Origin of the sequence: Paraburkholderia sediminicola, assembly GCF_046026675.1 — a bacterium.
Taxonomy (GTDB): domain Bacteria; phylum Pseudomonadota; class Gammaproteobacteria; order Burkholderiales; family Burkholderiaceae; genus Paraburkholderia; species Paraburkholderia sediminicola_F.
Genome location: NZ_JAQQEY010000002.1, coordinates 301,650 through 321,402, shown reverse-complemented (window position 1 = coordinate 321,402; position 19,753 = coordinate 301,650). Strand labels below are relative to the sequence as shown.

Below are 19,753 nucleotides of genomic sequence, written 5' to 3'. Positions count from 1 at the left end.
AACGCGCCGCTCAGATGGCACCAGTAGGCCGATGCTCATCCGTATCTACGCAACACACCAGCACCTCCGCATCGTCCTTGCCGAGGCTCAGGTAAACATGCCCAATCGAGCTGTCGAAATACAGGCTATCGCCCGGCATCAACTTGAACGACTTGCCTTTTTCAAAGCGCAATTCCAGTTTTCCTGCCAGCACAAACACGAACTCCTCGCCTGAATGCCGGATGTACTCTGGGAAGTCCGAGACGGCGCGGGCGCGAATGTGCGCGCGCATCGGCACCATCCGCTTGCCGGTCAGATTGTTGGCGAGCATGCCGTACTCATAGTTCGGGGTGTCGTAAATCTCCTGTTTGCCGTTCGCCGTAAAGGACGGTTTCATCAAGCCCGCTGGCTGATTGCGTTTGCGGCTGCGCCTGAAAATCGCATCGAACTCCAGTTCAAGCGAATGTGCCAGCGCCGCAAACTTGTCGTAGGTCAGCGCGATATCACCGCGCTCGGCCTTTGAGATTGTCGACACGGCGATACCGGAGCGCTCCGACAACTCCGTCAGCGTCAGCCCGCGCGCCTTGCGTGCCTGCCGCAAATGGCCGCCTACGAGTTTGTGGTCGAGCGCGGGCGGCGCCTCGTGCGCCTCCTCGGCCTGGTTGTCCATGACTGCTGCTTTGGCCATTTCACTCACTTCCACAGAAAATTTTCTCATATACGATAATTTATTTTTTCTCGTATATGATAACTCACGTCGATTCCACCCTTCCTGTGGGAACCCTATCGTGTCTACCCTTGCTCTGAGTAAGTCCGGTCTGACGAAAACCCACGTTATCACCGCCACGACGATCGGCACGGCGCTCGAATTCTACGACTTCACGATCTACAGTTTCTTCGCGATCCAGATCGGGCAATTGTTCTTTCCGGGCGCTTCGCCGGTCAATCAGTTCCTGCTGTCGATCGGTGTATTTGGCGTAGGTTTCGTGGTACGGCCGCTGGGCGGAATCGTGATCGGCGCCTACGCGGATCGCGCGGGCCGCAAGAAGGCGATGGTCCTCACCATCATGCTGATGGCGCTGAGTTGCGCGATGATCGCTTGTGCGCCGACCTATGCCGTTGCAGGACTTGCGGCGCCGTTGATCGTGCTGAGCGCGCGCCTGATCCAGGGCTTCGCCGCAGGCGGCGAGTTTGGCCCAGGCACCACCCTGCTGGTCGAATATGCGACCGACAATACGCGCGCCTTCTTCGCCAGCTGGAACTTCGCGGCCACCGCGGCCGGTCTCGTGCTCGGCGCGCTCGTGGCCACGCTGATCAACGCCACGCTGCCCAAACAGGCGATCCTCGAATGGGGCTGGCGGATGCCCTTCCTGCTCGGCATCGTCGCCGCTCCGGCCGGCATGCTGATCCGCAAGCGGCTCGAAGAAACGCTCGCCGAGCGCAAGCCCGGCGAAGCACCGCCGCGCGGCGCGTTGAAAGCCGCGCTGACCACCCATCTGAACCTCACCATACTCGGCACGTTCGCCGAACTGGGCGGCTCAGTGTCCGTCTACATCACAGCGTTTTTCCTGCCAAGCCACGCGGTGCGCACGTTGCATCTCTCGTCCACCGCTGCTGTCACGTCGGGCATTGTCAGCTCGCTCGTATTGTTCGCTGCGGCGCCGCTGGCGGGCATGCTCGCGGACCGCTTCAGCCGCAAGCGCGTGCTGGTTATTTCGCGCGTCGTGATGCTGCTGCTCGTCTATCCGGCCTTCGCCTTCCTCAGCGCGCATCCGTCGATGACGGCGCTGTGCATCGTATCGGCCGTGCTCGCCGTGTTTGTCGCGGGACAGATCGTACCGGTGCTCGTGATGATCCCGGAACTCTTTCCGAAGCATGTCCGCGCAACCGGTATTGCGCTGACCTACGTAGTGAGCGCATCGTTCTTTGGCGGCTTCTCGCCGTTCATCGCAAGCTGGCTGGTCGCGCAAACCGGCAACCCACTCGCGCCGGCCTGGTATGTGGCCACCGCGTGCGCCATCTCGCTGGTGCCGGTAATCTGGCTGAAAGACCGTACGGGCGAAGCGCTCGCCTGATGAATCGAGGATGCAATGAGTCACGATAATGAACTGGTTGGACGCAGCGCCGTTGAGCTGCGCCGCATGATCGGCGCGAAAGAGATTTCGCCGGTCGAACTGCTCGACGCCTGTATTGCGCGTATCGAGGCGATCAATCCCGCAGTCAACGCAGTCACCGCGACGGATTTCCCAGCCGCGCGAGAAGCCGCGAAGCGCGCCGAAAAGCAGGTGCTCGACGGCGAAGCGCTCGGCTTGCTGCATGGCTTGCCGGTCGGCGTCAAAGACCTCGAAAATACAGCCGGTCTGCTGACGACTTATGGCTCGCCCATGTCGCGCGGCAACGTTCCCACGCAAGACGTGGTGCTGGTGGAGCGCCTGCGCGCCGCCGGCGCGATCGTCACCGCGAAGACCAACGTGCCGGAGCTCGGCGCGGGCGCCAATACGCGCAATCCGGTATGGGGTGCAACGGGCAATCCATTCAACACCACGCTGAACGCGGGCGGCTCGTCAGGCGGTTCGGCCGCCGCGCTCACGTGCGACATGCTGCCGGTCTGCACCGGCTCCGACACCGGCGGATCCTTGCGAATTCCGGCGTCGAAATGCGGCGTGGTGGGCTTTCGTCCGACGCCCGGCCTCGTGCCGAATTCGCGCAAGCTGGTCGGCTGGACACCGATCTCGGTAGTCGGGCCGCTGGGCCGCACCGTCGCCGAGGCCTGCCTGCAGCTCGCCGCAACTGCGGGAATCTCCGCCGGCGATCCGCTCAGCTTTCGTGTCGATCCGCTGGACTTCGCGCGGCCTGACGATATCGACCTCGGCTCGCTGCGAGTCGGCTGGACCGAAGACTTCGGCAGTTGCGACGTCGACGACGAAATCCGCAAGGTGTTTCGCGAGCGCATCGCGCTGATCGCGCCGTCGTTCCGTTCCTGCGAGCAGGTGAGCTTCGATCTCGGCGACGTACACCGTTGCTTCGACGTGATCCGCGCGGAGAGCTTCGTCGCCGGTCTGCACGATGCCTATACGCGCGATCCGAACCAGCTCGGACCCAACACGCGCGCGAACTACGAAATGGGCGCGAGCATGAGCCTCGCCGACAGCGCCTGGGCACAAGCCGAGCAGACCCGCATTTTCAAACGCTTCCAGAACGCGTTCGAACAGTACGACGTGATTCTCTCGCCGACCACGCCGGTTTCACCGTTTCCCTGGCAACAGCTGTACGCGGCGCAGATCGCCGGACGCGAACAGGACAACTACTATCGCTGGCTCGCGCTGACCTACGTCGTCACGCTCACAACGCATCCCGCCGTGTCGCTGCCCTGCGGGGTCGATCATGCGGGCATGCCGTTCGGCTTGCAGATCGTCGGCCCGTTTCATGGCGACCGGAAAACGCTCGCCGTTGCGCACGCCATGGAACAGGTCTTCGATCGGTCACCGGTCTTGCGCCGGCCGCGTCCCGATCTGTCAAAACTCACGCAGGCTGATCCGTCGCTGAAGTCGATCGTGACGGCACCGCCTCTTTTCAACGAGTCCGGCCAGAATGGCGCCGGCATTTCAACGGTCTAAACACATGTCGAACCCAATCAAACGTCTGCAAACGAATGCGCGCATGAGCCAGGTGGTGATCGCCAACGGGGTGGTGTATCTGGCCGGCCAGGTGCCCGACACGGCCAACGTCTCCGTGACCGAACAAACCAACGAAGTCCTCGCGCGTATTGACACGCTGCTCGAAGCAGCAGCCGTTGACCGTACGCGTCTGTTGTCGGCGAATATCTGGCTGAGCGATCCGAAGCACTTCGCCGAATTCAACGCGGTGTGGGACGCCTGGGTACCTGCAGGCCATGCGCCGACCCGCGCCTGCGTCCAGGCACTGCTGATGAAGCCGGGTTGCGATGTCGAAGTCGCGGTGACGGCACTGTCGGCGTAATCGTCAGTCTGTGAGCTCATGAGCATGATGAAATTCGATACCGTCGTACTTGGCGCGGGCATCGTCGGCGTGTGCGTCGCCGTCCATCTTCAGAAGCGTGGCCACCGGGTTGCGCTGGTCGATCGCAGGCCGCCCGGCAACGAGACATCGTTTGGCAACGCGGGGCTAATCCAGCGCGAAGGCGTGTATCCGTATGCGTTTCCACGCGAACTCGGCACGTTGATGCGATACGCGCGCAACCGGTCGCCGGAGGTTCGCTATCACGCCAACGCGATGCTCAAGGCCGCACCGTTCCTGTGGCAATACTGGCGCAACTCTCAGCCGGTGAAGCATGCGGCAATCGCGAGGTCCTATTCGACGCTGATCGAACATTGCGTGAGCGAGCACCGCGCGTTAGCCGCCGATGCCGGCGCGAGCGCGTTATTGCGTCCGATCGGCTGGATGAAGGTGTTCCGCACCGAAGCGGTTCGCGACAGTGAAACGCGGCTTGCCGAGCAGTGGCATCGCGAATACGGCGTCGAATTCGAATCTCTCGACGCGGCGAGTCTGCAACAGATGGAGCCCGATCTCGACCGCAGCCTGATCGGCGCGTTGCGCTACACGGCATCCGATTCCGTCAGTGACCCGAACGCGCTCGTCACAGCCTACGCAAAATACTTCGAGCAGCTTGGCGGGCGTTGTTTGATCGGCGATGCGAATACGTTGCGCGATCATTGGGAGGTGGATACATCGGCGGGCACCATCGTGGCGTCGTCGGCGGTGGTCGCGTTGGGCCCGTGGTCGGATCAACTCAGTTCACGGCTGGGCTATCGCCTGCCGCTCGGCACCAAGCGCGGGTATCACATGCACTATGGCGCGCAGCCAGGTGCGCGTCTGAATCATCCGGTCCTCGATGTCGAGCGAGGTTATCTGCTGGCGCCGATGGCCAGGGGTATCCGACTGACGACAGGCGCCGAAATCGCGCTGCACGACGCACCGAAGACGCCCAACCAGCTTGACGCCGTCGAGCCCTCGGCCCGCACGCTGTTTCCGCTAGCCGGGCGTCTGGACGCCGAACCGTGGATGGGCCGCCGCCCGTGTACGCCTGACATGATGCCGATCATCGGGCCGGCGGCAAACCACAAGGGTTTGTGGTTCGCATTTGGTCACGCGCATCACGGGCTGACACTCGGCCCTGTGACCGGACGGCTGATCGCGGAGATGATGACTGGGGAGGAGACCTTGGTGGATACCCGGCCCTTCAGGGTGGACCGGTTCTAACCGCCGGCACCAGCCCGTACCTTGACATGACATCGATAAGCTTTGAGCGGTCGGGCGGCCCGCCTGCGCTTACAACTGCTCCGACATCACGAAAATACTGAGCACCTATATCGGGCGTAAGGACGATCAGCGCGCGGGCCGTATCATTGTGCGGGTTGCTAAAGTGATGAACAGACCCACGTGGAGTAAACATCCATTCTCCCGGAACCAGGTCTCGGACTACCCCGTCGACCGAGTACCGAAGCATGCCCTCCAGCACGTAGACGCACTCTTCGTTACGCGTGTGGCTATGTGGCGGTGGGACCTGTGAGCCAGGCCCCACAGTCAATTCGAAAACACCCATCCCGCCCGTAGAAGTTCCATCAATCAGGTACTGAATCTTCAATTGACCAATGTTGATTGGTTCGATCGGAGTCGCGCTGTTAACTGTCATTGTCGAACTCCTTTGGATTAAGGATACTCGTCAGTCCACCAGCGTGCAGGTGAGGGGCGTGCCACTTGCGGCCCAACCCGCAGGCTGATGAAATCGCTAGAATTCAATCGCTTTTGAGCGCGGTTAGCCTGGAAAATCGAGCGCACCCAACCAGAATATCAGGAGACACAGCACCATGAGTGATCAGCCGTTCGGACGTTCCCGTCGTGATTTCATGCGTATTGCCGTGACAGCAGGCACCACCGCGGCGCTGCCGTGGATGCAGGACGCCCACGCGCAGTCACCGGCCAACTCCGCAACTACGGCACCCGCTGCGGGACATTCGGCACAAGGCACGCAGCTGATCCTGCTCGGCACCAAGGGTGGCCCGACACCGTCCGACCTGCGCGCGGCACCGGCGAACGTACTGGTGGTCGACGGTCAGCCCTACGTGGTCGATTGCGGCAACGGCGTCGCGCTGCAGTTGACCAAAGCCGGCATCAAGCTGCCGGGCATCCGTGACATCTTCCTGACCCACCATCATTCGGATCACAACGCCGACCTCGGCAACCTCGTATTCCTCGCCTGGGCCACCGGCCTGCACACACCCGTCAATCTGTACGGGCCGCCGCGCATGACAAAGATGATCGACGACTTTGTCGACATGAACGCAATCGACCTCGACGTGCGCATGCGAGAAGAAGGCCGCCCGCCGTTCCGGCCACTGATCAACATCCATGAATTCGAAGGCCCGCGCCTCGTGATGGAAGACGACCGCGTGCGCGTCACCTCGACACTGGTCGACCACTACACGATCAAGCCGGCATTCGCTTACCGCTTCGAGACGCGGGACCGCACTGTTGTCTTCTCCGGCGACACGACTTACTACCCGGCCCTTGCCGAGTTCGCCAAAGGCGCTGACGTCCTGGTGCATGAGGTGATGTACCTACCCGCGCTCGAAAAGCTGATGAAGACCGTCGATAACGCGCCTACGCTGCTCGATCACCTCATGAAGAGCCACACCAGCACGGAACAGGTAGGCAAGATCGCCGCGGCGGCGGGCGTCAAGACGCTGGTGCTGAGCCATTTCGTGCCGGGCGGCGATCCCGCGATTACCGACGAGATGTGGGCCGCCGATGCGCGCAAGCATTTCGACGGACAGATCATCGTCGGCAAAGACCTGCAGGTTATTTGAGTGTCTGGAGAAGCCACCATGCAATCTGCTGCGATTCCTCTGACGTTGCTAACTGGCTTTCTCGGTTCGGGTAAGACCACGTTGCTTAATCGCCTGCTGCCGCAGCCCGCGCTGGGCCGTTGTGCGGTGGTGATCAATGAACTGGGCGCGATCGGTCTCGATCATCTGTTCGTCAGCACCTCGCGCGATGAAACCATCGCCCTGCTGGAAAACGGCTGCCTGTGTTGCGGCGTGCGCGACGAACTGGCTGCGACCGTGACCGATCTGCTGCAGCGCCGCATGCGCGGCGAGATTCCGGCCTTCGAGCGGATTCTGATCGAGACCACGGGGCTTGCGCGACCCGGCCCGGTGATCTCGTTGCTGCTGGGTGATCCAGCGCTTGAGGGTCGTTTGCAACTCGACGGCATCGTAACAACCGTCGATGCGAAACACGGCGCCGCGCAACTTGCCCGACATGAGGAGTCGCGTCAGCAGGTGGCCGTCGCGGACCGGCTGTTGCTGACCAAAGCTGAACTGGCCGGTGCGCCCGCACTGGCGGACCTCGAGGCGGCGCTTGAGGCGCTAAATCCGGGCGCGACGCGCATTCTGGTGCGCAACGGCGAGATTGACGCGCAACAGCTGCTCGACATCCTGACGCCACGTGCCTTGCGGCCCTGGTTGCGTGCCGAGCCTGCGCCGCGCAAAACGCTGATGCGCGGCGCGACGGCGTCACGCGTGGCCCATCCGGACATCGACAGCTTCTGCCTGACTTACTCGCAGGCATTGCCGATGCAGGCCTTCGAAACCGCGCTGACCGTACTGCTCGGCTATCACGGCGAACGCATCCTGCGGGTTAAGGGGATCGGCAACTTCATCGGCGAATCGCGGCCGGTTGTGTTCCACGGCGTGCAGCAATTGCTGCATGAACCGTTGCGGCTCAATGCGTGGCCTGACGACGATCACACGACACGGCTCGTGTTCATCGTGCAGGGTCTGGCGAGGTCGGTGATCGAGGAGACGATCACGCATTTTCTGCGCGAAGCCGGGGTGGAGGCAGCGGCAAGCTGTTAACCGAGGGTTTCACAGGACGAAACTTTCACTCGCATCCGCCGATAACTCGAGCAGGAACCACCTGGACGGACGCCGGACAGCCCGCCGGCGCCGCCCGGGCGCGCCCATTCACGTGCCACTTGGCACGGCAGCCCTGCGCGGGTTCCATTCGTTTGCACGAGGACTAAGGATGCACAAGCTCAGTTTTACGCAGAAGCTGTGGCTGCCGCTGATCATCAGCCTCGTCGCGTTGCTCGCCGTCTCCGTATCGGCGGCGTGGCAGTCGCGCGAGACGCGCATCGAGGAACGTAAGCACGACCTCACCAACATCGCGCACGTCGGGCTCAGCATCGTGACGGAGTATGCGGCGCTGGCGCAAAGCGGCGCGCTGCCGGAGGCGGATGCCCGCAAGCAGGCACTCGAGCGCCTGCGCGGCGTGCGCTACGGCGAAGACGGCTACTTCCTCGTGATCAACTCGAAGCCGCAGATGGTGATGCATCCGATCAAGCCGGCACTCGAAGGCAAAGATCTCGCGGGCAGCGCCGATGCCGACGGCCGTCACCATTACGTGACGTTCGCGGCGGCTGCACAGTCGCCGGACGGCGGCTTCGTCGACTACGTGTTCCCGCATTCGGGCGCGGCGTCGACGCAGGCAGTCGGCAAGATCGGCTACGTGGTGCGCTATGCGCCGTGGGACTGGATCATCGCGACCGGCGCCTATGTCGATGACATCGACACTGCGTTCATGGCATCGCTGTGGCTGATCGCCGCGATCTTCGTGGCGGTGTCGGCGGTGCTCGTGACGCTCGTCGCGGTGACGAACCGCAGCATCGCACGCACGGTCGGCGGCGATCCGGCCTACGCGGCGAACGTGGCGGACGCGATCGCATCGGGCGACCTGACGGTAGCGATCCGCACGCGCGACGGCGACACGTCGAGCCTGCTGCATGTGATGCAGCGGATGCGCGACGCGCTGACGGGCACCATCTGCCAGATCAAGCATGCTTCCGACAACGTCGCGTGCGGCGCGAACGAGATCGCGAACGGCAATGCGGATCTGTCGTCGCGCACCGAGAACCAGGCGGCCTCGTTGCAGGAAACGGCGTCGAGCATGGAGCAGATGACGGCGATGGTCCGCCAGACTGCGGACAACGCGCGCACCGCCAGCGAGCTTGCGGCCGGCGCCGCGAAAATCGCAAACCGCGGCGGCGACATGATCACGCAGGCTGTCGCAGCGATGAAGGGCATCTCGAACGAATCGGGCCGCATGGTCGAGATCATCGCGACGATCGAGGGCATCGCGTTCCAGACCAACATCCTCGCGCTGAACGCGGCGGTTGAAGCAGCACGCGCGGGCGAGCAAGGTCGCGGCTTCGCGGTCGTCGCGAGCGAGGTGCGCAGCCTCGCGCAGCGTAGCGCGACCGCGGCGAAGGAAATTCGCGAGCTGATCAGTCATGCGGTGGGCAGCGTCGGCAGTGGTGCAACGCTGGTCGAAAACACCGGCTCGACCATCGACGAAGCGCGCGACGCGATCATGCGTGTGACCGGTGTCGTGCAGGAAATCGCGGCGGCAGCGGCGGAACAGAGCGCCGGCATCGATCAGGTGAATCTCGCGGTCACGCAGATGGACAGCATGACGCAGCAGAACGCGGCGCTCGTCGAGCAAGCGGCGGCCGCGGCGCAGTCGCTGAAGGAGCAGGCGATGAGCCTGCAACGCGCGGCGGCGGCATTCCAGGTGGGCGCCGCCGACGCCAGCGGCGGTACATCGTTCGCACCGGCTTCGGGGCCGCGCCGCGTGGCGTTCGCGTAAGGACGGTCTGCTCTTCGCAGTTGCGGGATTTTCCGGACACTGCGCCTGGCCACGGTATAGACTCGAACGTAGGCAAGTTGGTTGATCTATCGCGTGGCGTCGGACCACCACGTGAGGTGCACATAGCAGGTGACCGGTGTGCCATCTGCGTTGCGACGCAACAAGGCACCTGTTTGCGGCCGGATGCGCCCAGCAATGGCGGAGGCATTCAAATGTGTGATGTCTGTGGTGATGCGCAGCACGAGCCTCAAGTGTCGCGCCGGGATTTCCTGAAGACCGGCGCACTCGCGGCGCTCCTACCGTGGAGCGTGGGCGCCGCCATCGCGGCCGACCCGCCAGCACCCGGCGCATCGCCACCATCGAACTCGATCCCGCCTGCGGACGCGTTGAAACGAATCATGGATGGCAACGCGCGCTACGCCGCCAACGCGCCGAACGAGCGCGACTTTTCATCGGGTCGCGCCGCCCGAGTGCAGGGGCAGTATCCAATCGCCACGATCCTGAGCTGCTCCGATTCGCGCGTGGCGCCGGAGTTCGCGTTCGATCAGGGGCCGGGAGATCTCTTCGTTTTACGCGTCGCGGGCAACGTCGTGAACCCGGATCTGCTTGCGTCTCTCGAATACGGCGCGCAGTTCCTGGGGGTGCCGCTCATCATGGTGCTAGGCCACACCGGATGCGGCGCGGTCGACGCCGCAATCAAAGTGTTGAAGGCCAAGGCGGTTCTTCCAGGCCATTTGCCGGGACTCATCTCAGCGATCAAGCCTGCTGTCATCGCCGCCGAAAAGACGAAGACCGGCAACTTGCTGGACAACGCGGCCGCCGAGAACGTGAGACGGCAAATGGCTCGACTGAAGCGCTCACCGCCGATCGTCCAGAAACTCTACGAGAGCAAGAAGATCGACATTGTTGGCGGCATGTATGACCTCGCCACCGGCAAGATTGCGCTCGTCTAGAATCCATGACCGACCCGACCTATCACGCGCCCGACTTTCGACAACAGCGCAGCATCGGTATTGTCGGCATCGCAGTCGCGTCGCTGTTTGCCTCCGGGCTCTGGCTCGGCATCGATCTTTTGATGTCGCCCCTGCCGGGCATGGACAGCCTCGGCGCGCGGATGCTTCTGACGCTCAAATGCTGCTGTGCCGCGGTGCTGTTCTGTCTGGTGACCGGCGTCGAAGCCGTGGCGCACGAACGATTGACCTCGCCCGCATTCGATCCGCTGGCGGGCTTCGAAACGCGCAGGTTGCGCGTCAATCAACGATACCTGCAGAACACGGTGGAGCAGATCATCGTGTTTGCGACGTCGCTATTCGGCTTGGCCGCCTACTGCCCCGATGGCTCGTCCATGCGCGCGGTGGTGGCGACGACCGTAGTCTGGATCGTCGCGCGGGCCGCGTTCTGGCTCGGCTACCATCGCAGCGCAGCGCTGCGCGGACTCGGGGCACCAGGCATGGCGATCAGCATGATCGTGCTGCTGTATGTGACGAGCCGGTTTGGGCATGAGATCGCGGGGACGGTGGGCGCTATTGTGCCGCTCGTTGCTTTCTTCGCGATCGAGGCAGTGTTGTTTTGGGGGACGCGGCCCGTGAAAGCGGGTTGATTCAATGAAGCCGATCGACCCGACCGGCGCGTTCATTTCAAATGGCTGTTGCGCCAGTCACGAGGCGTCACACCAAAGCGTGAACTAAACCAGTTTGTGAAGGAGCCCTGCTGCGAATAACCAAGCAGTGCGGAAACCCGCCCGATGGGATAGCGTGGGTTGCTCATATAGCGCACGGCAAGTTCACCCCTGACTTCCTCGACCAGACGCGAGAAGCTGGTATGCGCAAGTTCAAGTTGGCGCTGCATGGTGCGAACGCTCAGACGTAAATGGCGGGCAACCAGTTCGACGGTGGCCTGCTCGACGGGCAGCAACAAGTAGATCGCCTTGCGTACTTCCAGCGCGGTCGAATCGACACCGGTCACGTTGAGTGAATCCGCGAGGCTCTCGGCATATCGCACCAGTTCCGGGTCAGCGGAGGGATTCGGGTAGTCGAGATCGGCGGCCGCACACACGAAGCCGTTGAAATCGCTGCCGAACTCCAGCGGACAGCCGAAGAACCGTCGATGAAACGTCAGGTCTTTCGATCCCTGATGAACAAAATGGACCGAGCGTGGTTTCCAGTGATCGCCAAGCAGAGCGCTGGAGTGGCGCCAGAGGACACCGACCGCGAGTTCGATCGCCTGATTCGTTGGGGTACCCGGTTCGACGACCAGTTCTTCGCGGATGGTAACCGTTTCGCCCACGTCCTCGACGTACACAGCCAGGGCCTCGTTCAACAGATACCGGTATTCAGCCGTGGCCAGCAATACGTCGCGCAGCGTGCGCTTGTGCGCGAGCAGCACATTGATTACACCAGTACCGAACTTCTGCCGGGTCTCGGCCATCTGCAGCGCGAAAGTCGGGCATGACGCCTTTTCGGCCGTAAGTTCCAGCAGCCGGCACGCGGCGGCTGCCGGAATGCGATCGTCCGGATTCGCAAGCGCCGCGGTATCGATCCCGACCTGCTGTGCAAGCTCAATCGGGTTCAGTCCGACCCGCCGCGTCACATCGAAATAGCCGCTCATGGCTACCGAGCGCAACATCGTTTCCATCGCTTTGTCTCCGCGCACGCCTCGCAGGCGGCCTTCCTGCGCCTGCTATTGAGATGTCTGCCGCACGCACCGGTGTTAACGCGTAGTGGCATCAAATGCTAAAAGAATGGCGCCATATCATAAAAGTGTAACGCAGGATTGCCGTATCGTGGTTTCTCAACGGTTCATCATGTTCCGACCAGTCTTCATGCGGCCAGCCGTATCGCGAGCGTCGGAACACCGTACTCATATTGGAGAACACGATGCAATTCCTCGACGATTCGCTGCACCCTGAGAACCAGGACAAGGTTGTCATCACGACCGCTCCTTACGGCCCGGAATGGATGCCCGAGGACTTTCCGGAAGACATTCCGGTGACGATGGAGGAGCAGATCCAGAAGGCCGTCGACTGCTACGAGGCAGGCGCGACCGTGCTGCACCTGCATGTGCGCGAACTGGATGGCAAGGGCTCCAAGCGCCTGTCGAAGTTCAACGAACTGATTGCCGGTGTGCGTGCGGCCGTGCCGGACATGATCATCCAGGTGGGAGGTTCGATCTCGTTCGCGCCGGAAGACGACGGCCAGGCCGCGAAGTGGCTGTCCGACGACACGCGTCACATGCTGGCCGATCTCGACCCGAAGCCCGATCAGGTGACGGTCGCGATCAACACCACGCAGATGAACATCATGGAATTGCTCTATCCGGAGTACCTGGAAGGCACGTCGCTGTCCAATCCTGCGCTTATGGCCGCCTACAGCGAAATGACCGTGCCCGCGGGTCCAGCCTGGGTTGAGGAGCATCTGCGCCGCCTGCAGGCCTCGGGCATCCAGCCGCACTTTCAGCTTACCGGTATCCATGCGCTCGAAACGCTCGACCGCCTGGTGCGCAAGGGCATCTACAAGGGGCCGCTGAACCTGACGTGGATCGGCATCGGCGGCGGCTTCGACGGTCCGAACCCGCACAACTTCTTCAACTTCGTCCACCGTGCGCCGGACGGTGGCACGGTCACGGCCGAGTCGTTGCTGAAGAACGTGCTGCCGTTCAACATGATGGCGATGGCCATGGGTCTGCATCCGCGCTGCGGCATCGAGGACACGATCATTGACCAGCACGGCAATCGCATGAGCTCGGTGCAGCAGATCGAGCAGTGTGTGCGCGTGGCGCGCGAACTGGGCCGTGAAATCGCGAGCGGTAAGGAAGCGCGCGAGATCTACAAGATTGGCGTGCAGTACAAGACGGTCGACGAGACACTCGCGGCCAACGGCATGGCGCCGAATCGCAGGGCCGGTGTGAAGAACCTGCCGCTGCGCGCGGCGTAAGTGATTGAAGCGCGGCTGACGTTCGCGGACGTCGGGCTTCAAAGGCAGGGCTCGCCGGCCAGGCCGGGGAGAGTTTTGCAGTATCCATAAAGGCTGCCTTTGTCCTGTCGGGCAAAGGCGGTCGCCATCGAGCTGGACACGAAGGAGACAACTCATGTTCACGCATGCCGAGCCCTTGACGGGCGATGTTTCGACAACGCAAAAAGGCGTGCACGCGTATGCGTGGGTGGTATTTGTCCTGACGGTGGGGTTGCTGCTATCCGACTACATGTCGCGGCAGGTGTTGAATGCGGTGTTTCCGATGCTCAAGGCGGCATGGAATCTTTCCGACACCCGGCTCGGTTCGCTGAGCAGCGTGGTCGCGCTGATGGTCGGCGTGCTCACCTTTCCGCTGTCGGTACTCGCCGACCGCTGGGGCCGCGTGAAGAGCATTGTCCTGATGGCGGCGATGTGGAGTCTCGCGACGCTCGGCTGCGCGCTCGCGACGAACTATGGCGAGATGCTGCTCGCGCGCGCCTTCGTCGGTATCGGTGAAGCCGCCTATGGCAGTGTCGGCATCGCGCTGGTCCTCAGCATCTTTCCGGCACGGCTGCGCGCCACGCTCACTGCCGCGTTCATGGCCGGTGGGGCGTTCGGTTCAGTGCTGGGCATGGCGCTAGGCGGTGCCGTCGCGGCTCGCTTCGGCTGGCGCGCGGCGTTCGGCGCAATGGCGGCGCTTGGAATCATGCTGGTCGTTTTCTACCGGTTTGCCATCACCGAAAAGCGACTCGCGCCGCTGCAACCGGCAAACTTGGGCCGTCAGACGCAGGGCGCCGGTGTGTGCATGAGCTTGCGCACGTTGATCCAAGGACTCTTTTCAACAAAGTCGGTCGTGTGTGCCTACGTCGGCAGCGGCATCCATCTGCTGGTTCCGGCCGCTGTGTGGGCGTGGATGCCCAGCTTCCTGAACCGCTACTACGGCATGCCTGCCGGCAAGGCGGCCATGGGCGCGGCCGTGTTCGTGCTGGCCACCGCGTTCGGCATGGTGGTGTGCGGAAATCTGGCCGACCGGCTCAGCAAGCATGCGCGGGAAAAGAAATGGAGTACCGCCGTCGCCTTCTGTCTGATCTGCTTCGTGCTGCTCACAATCGGCTTCCGCATGCCGGCGGGGTCGGCACAGCTCGTCGTGATCGGCGCCGGCATGTTCTTCTGCGCCGGCGCGACCGGCCCTTCAGGTGCGATGGTGGCGAACCTCACCCCACCATCGATCCATGCATCGGCGTTTGCCACCCTGACGTTGGCGAACAACCTGCTGGGGTTGGCACCCGCTGCCGTCCTGACGGGCATCGTGGCCGACCGGATCGGACTGCTCGGCGCGTTGCAACTCGTGCCGTTCGCCCCCCTGGTCGCGGCAATCGCCTTCTTCATCGGCAAGCGGAACTATGGCGTCGACCTCGATCGCTTGAGTGCCCTGCGTGAGCAGGCCGGGAGCTGATCCGGCGGTAACCCGCGAGCTTTAGACCTGGCAAGTGCGCCTGAGAGCAAATTGGGCAGCCCATCGCAGGCGAAACAAATTCGTAGTTTGAGTAATGAACAGGAGATTTGACATGGCGAAAGCAGTGCGCTTCCATGAAACCGGCGGTCCCGAAGTGTTGCGCTATGAAAACGTTGAAGTGGGCGACCCCGGCCCCGCACAGGTTCGCTTGCGCCAGGAGGCAGTGGGCCTGAATTTCGCCGACACCTACTTCCGCACCGGCCTGTACCCCGTGCCGCTGCCTGCGGGCATGGGTGTCGAGGCTGCAGGTGTGGTCGAGGCCATCGGCCCCGACGTGACCAACGTTGCGGTCGGCGATCGCGTGACCTACACCGGCTTTCTCAACACGCTCGGCGCTTACAGTACAGAACGCCTGATCCCGGCCGCGCCGCTCATCAAGCTGCCTGATGCGATCCCCTGCGAAACAGCTGCCGGCATGACGATGCGAGGCCTGACCTCCTCGTACCTGATGCGCCGCATTCATGACTTCAAGGCAGGCGACACCATCCTGCTGCATGCCGCCGCCGGCGGTGTGGGTCTGATCGTGTCGCAATGGGCGAAATTGTTGGGTCTCACCGTGATCGGCACGGTATCGAACGAGGCCAAGGGCGAAGTGGCCCGCGCGCATGGCTGCGATCACATCATCTACTACAGCCAGGAGGATGTTGCGAAGCGTGTGCGCGAACTGACCAATGGCATGGGTGTGGACGTCGTGTTCGACAGCGTCGGCAAGGATACCTTCGAGGCGTCGCTCGATTCGCTCAGGCGCCGTGGCCTGATGGTCTGCGTCGGCACGGCGTCCGGGCCGATCCCGCCGTTCAATCCGCAGATGCTGGCGATGAAGGGCTCGCTCTACCTGACGCGGCCCGCGCTGGCGGACTACATCGCCGACCCCGTCGAGAAGAACGAACTTGCTGGCGAACTCTTCGGGCATGTCGCCGCAGGCCGCATCAAGATCGAACTCAACCAGCGTTACGCACTGGAGGACGCGGCGCAAGCCCACCACGATCTCGAAACGCGCAAGACGACCGGCTCGTCGGTCTTCGTCATCTGAGGAGTGGGCCATGCGAGTCGAACAATTGACGTGTGCCATCGGAGCCGAACTGGTCGGGGTGAATCTCGCCGATGCCATCCACGACGACAGCCTGTTTGCCGGGATCCGGGCGGCGCTGCTTGAGCACAGGGTGCTGTTCCTGCGCGACCAGGACATCTCGCGCGCCGAGCACGTCGCATTCGCGCGCCGTTTCGGCGCGCTGGAAGACCATCCCGTCGCCGGCAGTGATCCCGAATATGCGGGACTCGTGCGCATCTACAAGAACCCGGATCAGCCCAACGACCGATATGAAAACGCGTGGCACGCGGATGCCACCTGGCGCGAGGCGCCGCAGTTCGGCGCGGTCCTGCGCTGCGTGGAGTGCCCGCCCGTGGGGGGCGACACGATGTGGGCAAACATGGTCCTCGCCTACGAGAACCTGCCGGACCACGTCAAGACCCAGATCGCGGACCTGCGCGCCCGCCACAGCATTGAGGCAAGCTTCGGTGCCGCGATGCCGATCGAAAAACGTCTCGCGCTTAAAGCGCAATTCCCGGACGCCGAGCATCCGGTCGTGCGCACGCACCCGGAGACCGGTGAGAAGGTGTTGTTCGTGAGCGCCTTCACCACCCATTTCACCAATTACCACACGCCGGCGCGCGTGCGCTTCGGGCAGGACGCCAATCCAGGCGCGGGTGAGCTGCTGCGCTATCTCATCAGCCAGGCCTACATCCCGGAATACCAGGTCCGCTGGCGCTGGAAACCCAACAGCATCGCGATCTGGGACAACCGCAGCACGCAGCACTATGCCGTGATGGACTACCCGCCGTGCCACCGCAAGATGGAGCGCGCCGGAATTGTCGGCGACAAGCCGTACTGATCGGGCCGCAACCCTCTGCATGGGATCGGAGTAGCGCGCTATGGGGCTGGAGTAAGCGCTAAAGCGCTAACTCCAGCCGACACGCGAACTCCGATCGACAGGAGACCATTTCATGACTTTCGATACGACGCCGACCATTCTGATGGTGCCCGGCTTGCGCGACCACGTCGCGGAGCACTGGCAAACGCTGCTGGAGCGGAAGTTGCCCAAGGCGGCCTCGGTACCACCGCTCGAGCACGACAAACTCAGTTGCGCAGCGCGCGTTGCGGCGCTCGATGCTGCCCTCGCGAAAATCGATGGCCCGGTGATCCTGGTCGCGCACAGTGCGGGCGTGATGATTACAGTGCATTGGGCCCAGCAGCACAGCCGCAAGATTCACGGTGCGCTGCTCGCCGCTCCGGCCGACCTCGAGACGCCGCTGCCCGCGGGCTATCCGGCCTTCGATGCGCTGGCTCGAAACGGCTGGCATCCGGCTCCGAGAAAGCCGCTGCCGTTCCCGAGCATCGTCGGCGCGAGCCGCAACGATCCGCTCGCGCAGCTCGAGCGTGTGGTGGCGATGGCGAAACACTGGGGCAGCCGTCTTGTCGACCTCGGCGAAGTCGGTCACCTGAATCCGGCTGCAGGGTTTGGTGAATGGCCTATGGCGGAGACTCTGATCCATGAACTCGTCTGATCAGATACCGGTTGGCGCGGTCGATGAACTCGGACCAGGCCAGCGAAAACTGGCCTTCATCAATGGCCGCGGGGTTGTCCTTTTTAACATCGACGGCACGATCCACGCGATTGACAACGCGTGTCCTCACCAGGGGGCCTCGGTCGCAAACGGCCATCTCGACGGATGCGTGCTGAGCTGCCCGGCGCACGGTCTGCGCTTCGACCTCCGCACCGGTTGCATGCCGGGTGCAAGTGGGTTGAGCCTGACGACATTCCCAGTCCGGGCCATCGACGGAAAGCTGTTCGTGAGTCTCGAGGATCCAGTCGCCAGTCCCGCGCCGGCACCGGCGTGCAATGCGACATCGTGATCCGGGCCGGGCGGCAACACACAGCCATTCAGGGGAACAAGGATGCAAGGTTTGATGATGCAACAACCGCTACTGGTCGCTTCGCTGCTCACGCATGCTGAGCGCCATCACGGCGAACAGGAAATCGTGTCGCGACGGGTCGAAGGTGACATTCACCGGTATCGGTACCGGGATCTTGCGCAACGCGCGCGCCGCATGGCAAACGCGCTGACAGGCCTCGGCATCAAACCGGGCGAGCGGGTAGGGACGCTGGCGTGGAATGGCTACCGGCACATGGAGCTGTACTTCGCGGTGTCGGGGTCCGGGTCCGTGTTGCACACGCTCAACCCGCGGCTGCACGTCGACCAGCTCGCGTACATCATCGAACATGCGGAAGATCGCGTCGTTTTCTTTGACCTGACGTTTCTGTCGCTGATCGAGAGCGTCGCGTCGCGGGTCAGGAGCCCGAAGGTCTTCGTTGCAATGACCGATCGCGCGCACATGCCGCGAGACTATGGCCTGTCGGCGACGCTGCTGTGCTACGACGATCTCGTCGACGGTCACGGTGACGCATTCGACTGGCCGCTGCTGGATGAAAACAGCGCCTCGTCGCTGTGCTACACATCCGGTACGACAGGTAATCCTAAAGGGGTGCTATACAGCCACCGCTCGACCCTGCTGCACACCTATGCGGCGGCGCTGCCGGATTCGCTGAATTGTTCGGCGCGCGATGTGATCCTCCCCGTCGTGCCGATGTTCCATGTGAACGCGTGGGGATTGCCTTATATCGCCTGCATGGTCGGTGCGAAGCTGGTGTTTCCGGGGCCGGCACTGGACGGCAAGTCGCTCCATGAGTTGATCGAGGGCGAACAGGTCACGCTGTCGGCCGGCGTGCCGACGGTCTGGCAGGGATTGCTTGCACATATCGACGCGATCACGGGTTCGTTTTCATCGATGAAGCGCACGATTATCGGCGGCGCGCCCTGCCCGACAGCGATGACGACGGCGTTCCAGGAGCGCCATGGCGTCGATGTCGTGCACGCATGGGGCATGACGGAATTGAGCCCGGTCGGAACGATCTGCAGTTTCAAGGCACATCAGGTGTCTCTGCCGGTGGACGAGCGCTACGCACTTCAGGCGAAGCAAGGGCGCCCGGTATTCGGCATGGATATGAAAATCGTTGGGCTGGAAGGCGAGGCGTTGCCGTGGGACGGCGCGGCAACTGGCGACCTTCTCGTGCGTGGTCATTGGGTCACGCGGGAATATTTCGGCGGTGACGACACACCCCCACTGCGCGACGGCTGGTTCCCAACCGGCGACGTGGCCAGAATCGATCCCGACGGCTTCATGCAGATTACAGATCGCAGCAAGGACGTCATCAAGTCCGGCGGCGAATGGATCAGTTCAACTGACATCGAAAACGTCGCGTACCTGCACCCCGAAGTCACGACAGCGGTATGCATCGCCGCGCGGCATCCGAAGTGGGACGAGCGCCCCCTGCTGCTGATCGTGAAGAAGCCTGGCAGCGCGCTCGTCCCGGACGAACTGCTCACGTTTTTTGACGGCCGGCTCGCGAAGTGGTGGAAGCCCGATGCCGTTGTGTTTGTCGACTCGGTTCCGCTCGGTGCAACGGGCAAGGTGCTCAAGAACCGGTTGCGGGATCAGTTCGGCGATTACTACCTGTCGGCCTGAGACACCGGCACGGCAGCAACACAGCTTCATTCGAGTAAC

The 19,753-nt window shown here is 62.9% G+C and carries 19 protein-coding genes; 16 read left to right on the top strand and 3 right to left on the bottom strand.

The window, feature by feature from the left end; all coding sequences use genetic code 11:
- Window positions 1–10: 10 nt before the first annotated feature.
- Window positions 11–667 carry a helix-turn-helix domain-containing protein gene (locus tag PQQ86_RS21305; protein WP_408271234.1) on the bottom strand — a complete coding sequence of 219 codons (657 nt, stop codon included), beginning with the start codon at window positions 665–667 and terminating at the stop codon, window positions 11–13.
- A 100-nt stretch (window positions 668–767) separates the two neighbouring features.
- Here PQQ86_RS21305 and PQQ86_RS21300 point away from each other — a divergent pair, with 100 nt between their 5' ends.
- The 4 genes from PQQ86_RS21300 to PQQ86_RS21285 are packed head-to-tail and all read left to right on the top strand — an operon-like array spanning window position 768 to window position 5,217.
- Window positions 768–2,054 carry an MFS transporter gene (locus tag PQQ86_RS21300; RefSeq protein WP_408271231.1) on the top strand — a complete coding sequence of 429 codons (1,287 nt, stop codon included), beginning with the start codon at window positions 768–770 and terminating at the stop codon, window positions 2,052–2,054.
- Between the two features lie 15 nt (window positions 2,055–2,069).
- The gene (locus PQQ86_RS21295) at window positions 2,070–3,596 is read left to right on the top strand and encodes an amidase (protein ID WP_408271229.1); all 1,527 of its coding nucleotides are present in this window, start codon (window positions 2,070–2,072) and stop codon (window positions 3,594–3,596) included.
- Between the two features lie 4 nt (window positions 3,597–3,600).
- A complete protein-coding gene (locus PQQ86_RS21290; protein WP_408271227.1) occupies window positions 3,601–3,957 on the top strand; it encodes a RidA family protein in 357 nt (118 codons plus the stop codon).
- 27 nt (window positions 3,958–3,984) lie between these two features.
- On the top strand, window positions 3,985–5,217 hold the full coding sequence (locus tag PQQ86_RS21285; protein WP_408279272.1) for an NAD(P)/FAD-dependent oxidoreductase: 1,233 nt from the start codon (window positions 3,985–3,987) through the stop codon (window positions 5,215–5,217).
- On the opposite strand, the gene PQQ86_RS21280 is transcribed toward PQQ86_RS21285, so the two are convergent.
- A complete protein-coding gene (locus tag PQQ86_RS21280) occupies window positions 5,198–5,650 on the bottom strand; it encodes a cupin domain-containing protein (RefSeq protein WP_408271224.1) in 453 nt (150 codons plus the stop codon). The genes PQQ86_RS21285 and PQQ86_RS21280 overlap by 20 nt on opposite strands.
- Before the next feature lie 214 nt (window positions 5,651–5,864).
- On the opposite strand from PQQ86_RS21280, the gene PQQ86_RS21275 reads away from it, so the two are divergent.
- From PQQ86_RS21275 to PQQ86_RS21255, 5 genes are all read left to right on the top strand, one after another.
- Window positions 5,865–6,824: an MBL fold metallo-hydrolase gene (locus PQQ86_RS21275; RefSeq protein WP_408279270.1), complete on the top strand. Its 960-nt coding sequence runs from the start codon at window positions 5,865–5,867 to the stop codon at window positions 6,822–6,824.
- An 18-nt stretch (window positions 6,825–6,842) separates the two neighbouring features.
- Window positions 6,843–7,874, top strand: coding sequence for a CobW family GTP-binding protein (locus PQQ86_RS21270; protein ID WP_408271221.1), 1,032 nt, complete (start codon window positions 6,843–6,845; stop codon window positions 7,872–7,874).
- 169 nt (window positions 7,875–8,043) lie between these two features.
- The gene (locus tag PQQ86_RS21265) at window positions 8,044–9,663 is read left to right on the top strand and encodes a methyl-accepting chemotaxis protein (protein WP_408271218.1); all 1,620 of its coding nucleotides are present in this window, start codon (window positions 8,044–8,046) and stop codon (window positions 9,661–9,663) included.
- A gap of 173 nt (window positions 9,664–9,836) precedes the next feature.
- Window positions 9,837–10,616, top strand: a complete 780-nt coding sequence (locus tag PQQ86_RS21260; RefSeq protein WP_408271215.1) for a carbonic anhydrase — start codon at window positions 9,837–9,839, stop codon at window positions 10,614–10,616.
- A 5-nt stretch (window positions 10,617–10,621) separates the two neighbouring features.
- On the top strand, window positions 10,622–11,263 hold the full coding sequence (locus PQQ86_RS21255; RefSeq protein ID WP_408271213.1) for an MAPEG family protein: 642 nt from the start codon (window positions 10,622–10,624) through the stop codon (window positions 11,261–11,263).
- A gap of 32 nt (window positions 11,264–11,295) precedes the next feature.
- Here the strand turns inward: PQQ86_RS21255 and PQQ86_RS21250 are convergent, their stop codons facing one another.
- The gene (locus tag PQQ86_RS21250; RefSeq protein ID WP_408271210.1) at window positions 11,296–12,297 is read right to left on the bottom strand and encodes an AraC family transcriptional regulator; all 1,002 of its coding nucleotides are present in this window, start codon (window positions 12,295–12,297) and stop codon (window positions 11,296–11,298) included.
- Between the two features lie 242 nt (window positions 12,298–12,539).
- Between PQQ86_RS21250 and PQQ86_RS21245 the strand changes: the two genes are divergently transcribed.
- The 7 genes from PQQ86_RS21245 to PQQ86_RS21215 all read left to right on the top strand — a co-directional run bounded on the left by PQQ86_RS21245 (window position 12,540) and on the right by PQQ86_RS21215 (window position 19,714).
- Window positions 12,540–13,595: a beta-keto acid cleavage family enzyme gene (locus PQQ86_RS21245; protein ID WP_408271207.1), complete on the top strand. Its 1,056-nt coding sequence runs from the start codon at window positions 12,540–12,542 to the stop codon at window positions 13,593–13,595.
- 154 nt (window positions 13,596–13,749) lie between these two features.
- Window positions 13,750–15,069, top strand: coding sequence for an MFS transporter (locus PQQ86_RS21240; protein ID WP_408271204.1), 1,320 nt, complete (start codon window positions 13,750–13,752; stop codon window positions 15,067–15,069).
- 112 nt (window positions 15,070–15,181) lie between these two features.
- Complete coding sequence (locus tag PQQ86_RS21235; RefSeq protein WP_408271201.1) at window positions 15,182–16,162, top strand: quinone oxidoreductase family protein; 981 nt, start codon at window positions 15,182–15,184, stop codon at window positions 16,160–16,162.
- Between the two features lie 10 nt (window positions 16,163–16,172).
- Window positions 16,173–17,021 carry a TauD/TfdA dioxygenase family protein gene (locus PQQ86_RS21230; RefSeq protein ID WP_408202546.1) on the top strand — a complete coding sequence of 283 codons (849 nt, stop codon included), beginning with the start codon at window positions 16,173–16,175 and terminating at the stop codon, window positions 17,019–17,021.
- Window positions 17,022–17,133: 112 nt separating this feature from the next.
- Window positions 17,134–17,694: an RBBP9/YdeN family alpha/beta hydrolase gene (locus PQQ86_RS21225; RefSeq protein ID WP_408271198.1), complete on the top strand. Its 561-nt coding sequence runs from the start codon at window positions 17,134–17,136 to the stop codon at window positions 17,692–17,694.
- Complete coding sequence (locus PQQ86_RS21220) at window positions 17,681–18,043, top strand: Rieske (2Fe-2S) protein (RefSeq protein ID WP_408271195.1); 363 nt, start codon at window positions 17,681–17,683, stop codon at window positions 18,041–18,043. Before PQQ86_RS21225 ends, PQQ86_RS21220 begins: the two co-directional genes overlap by 14 nt.
- A gap of 42 nt (window positions 18,044–18,085) precedes the next feature.
- A complete protein-coding gene (locus tag PQQ86_RS21215; protein ID WP_408271192.1) occupies window positions 18,086–19,714 on the top strand; it encodes a 3-(methylthio)propionyl-CoA ligase in 1,629 nt (542 codons plus the stop codon).
- Window positions 19,715–19,753 lie beyond the last annotated feature (39 nt).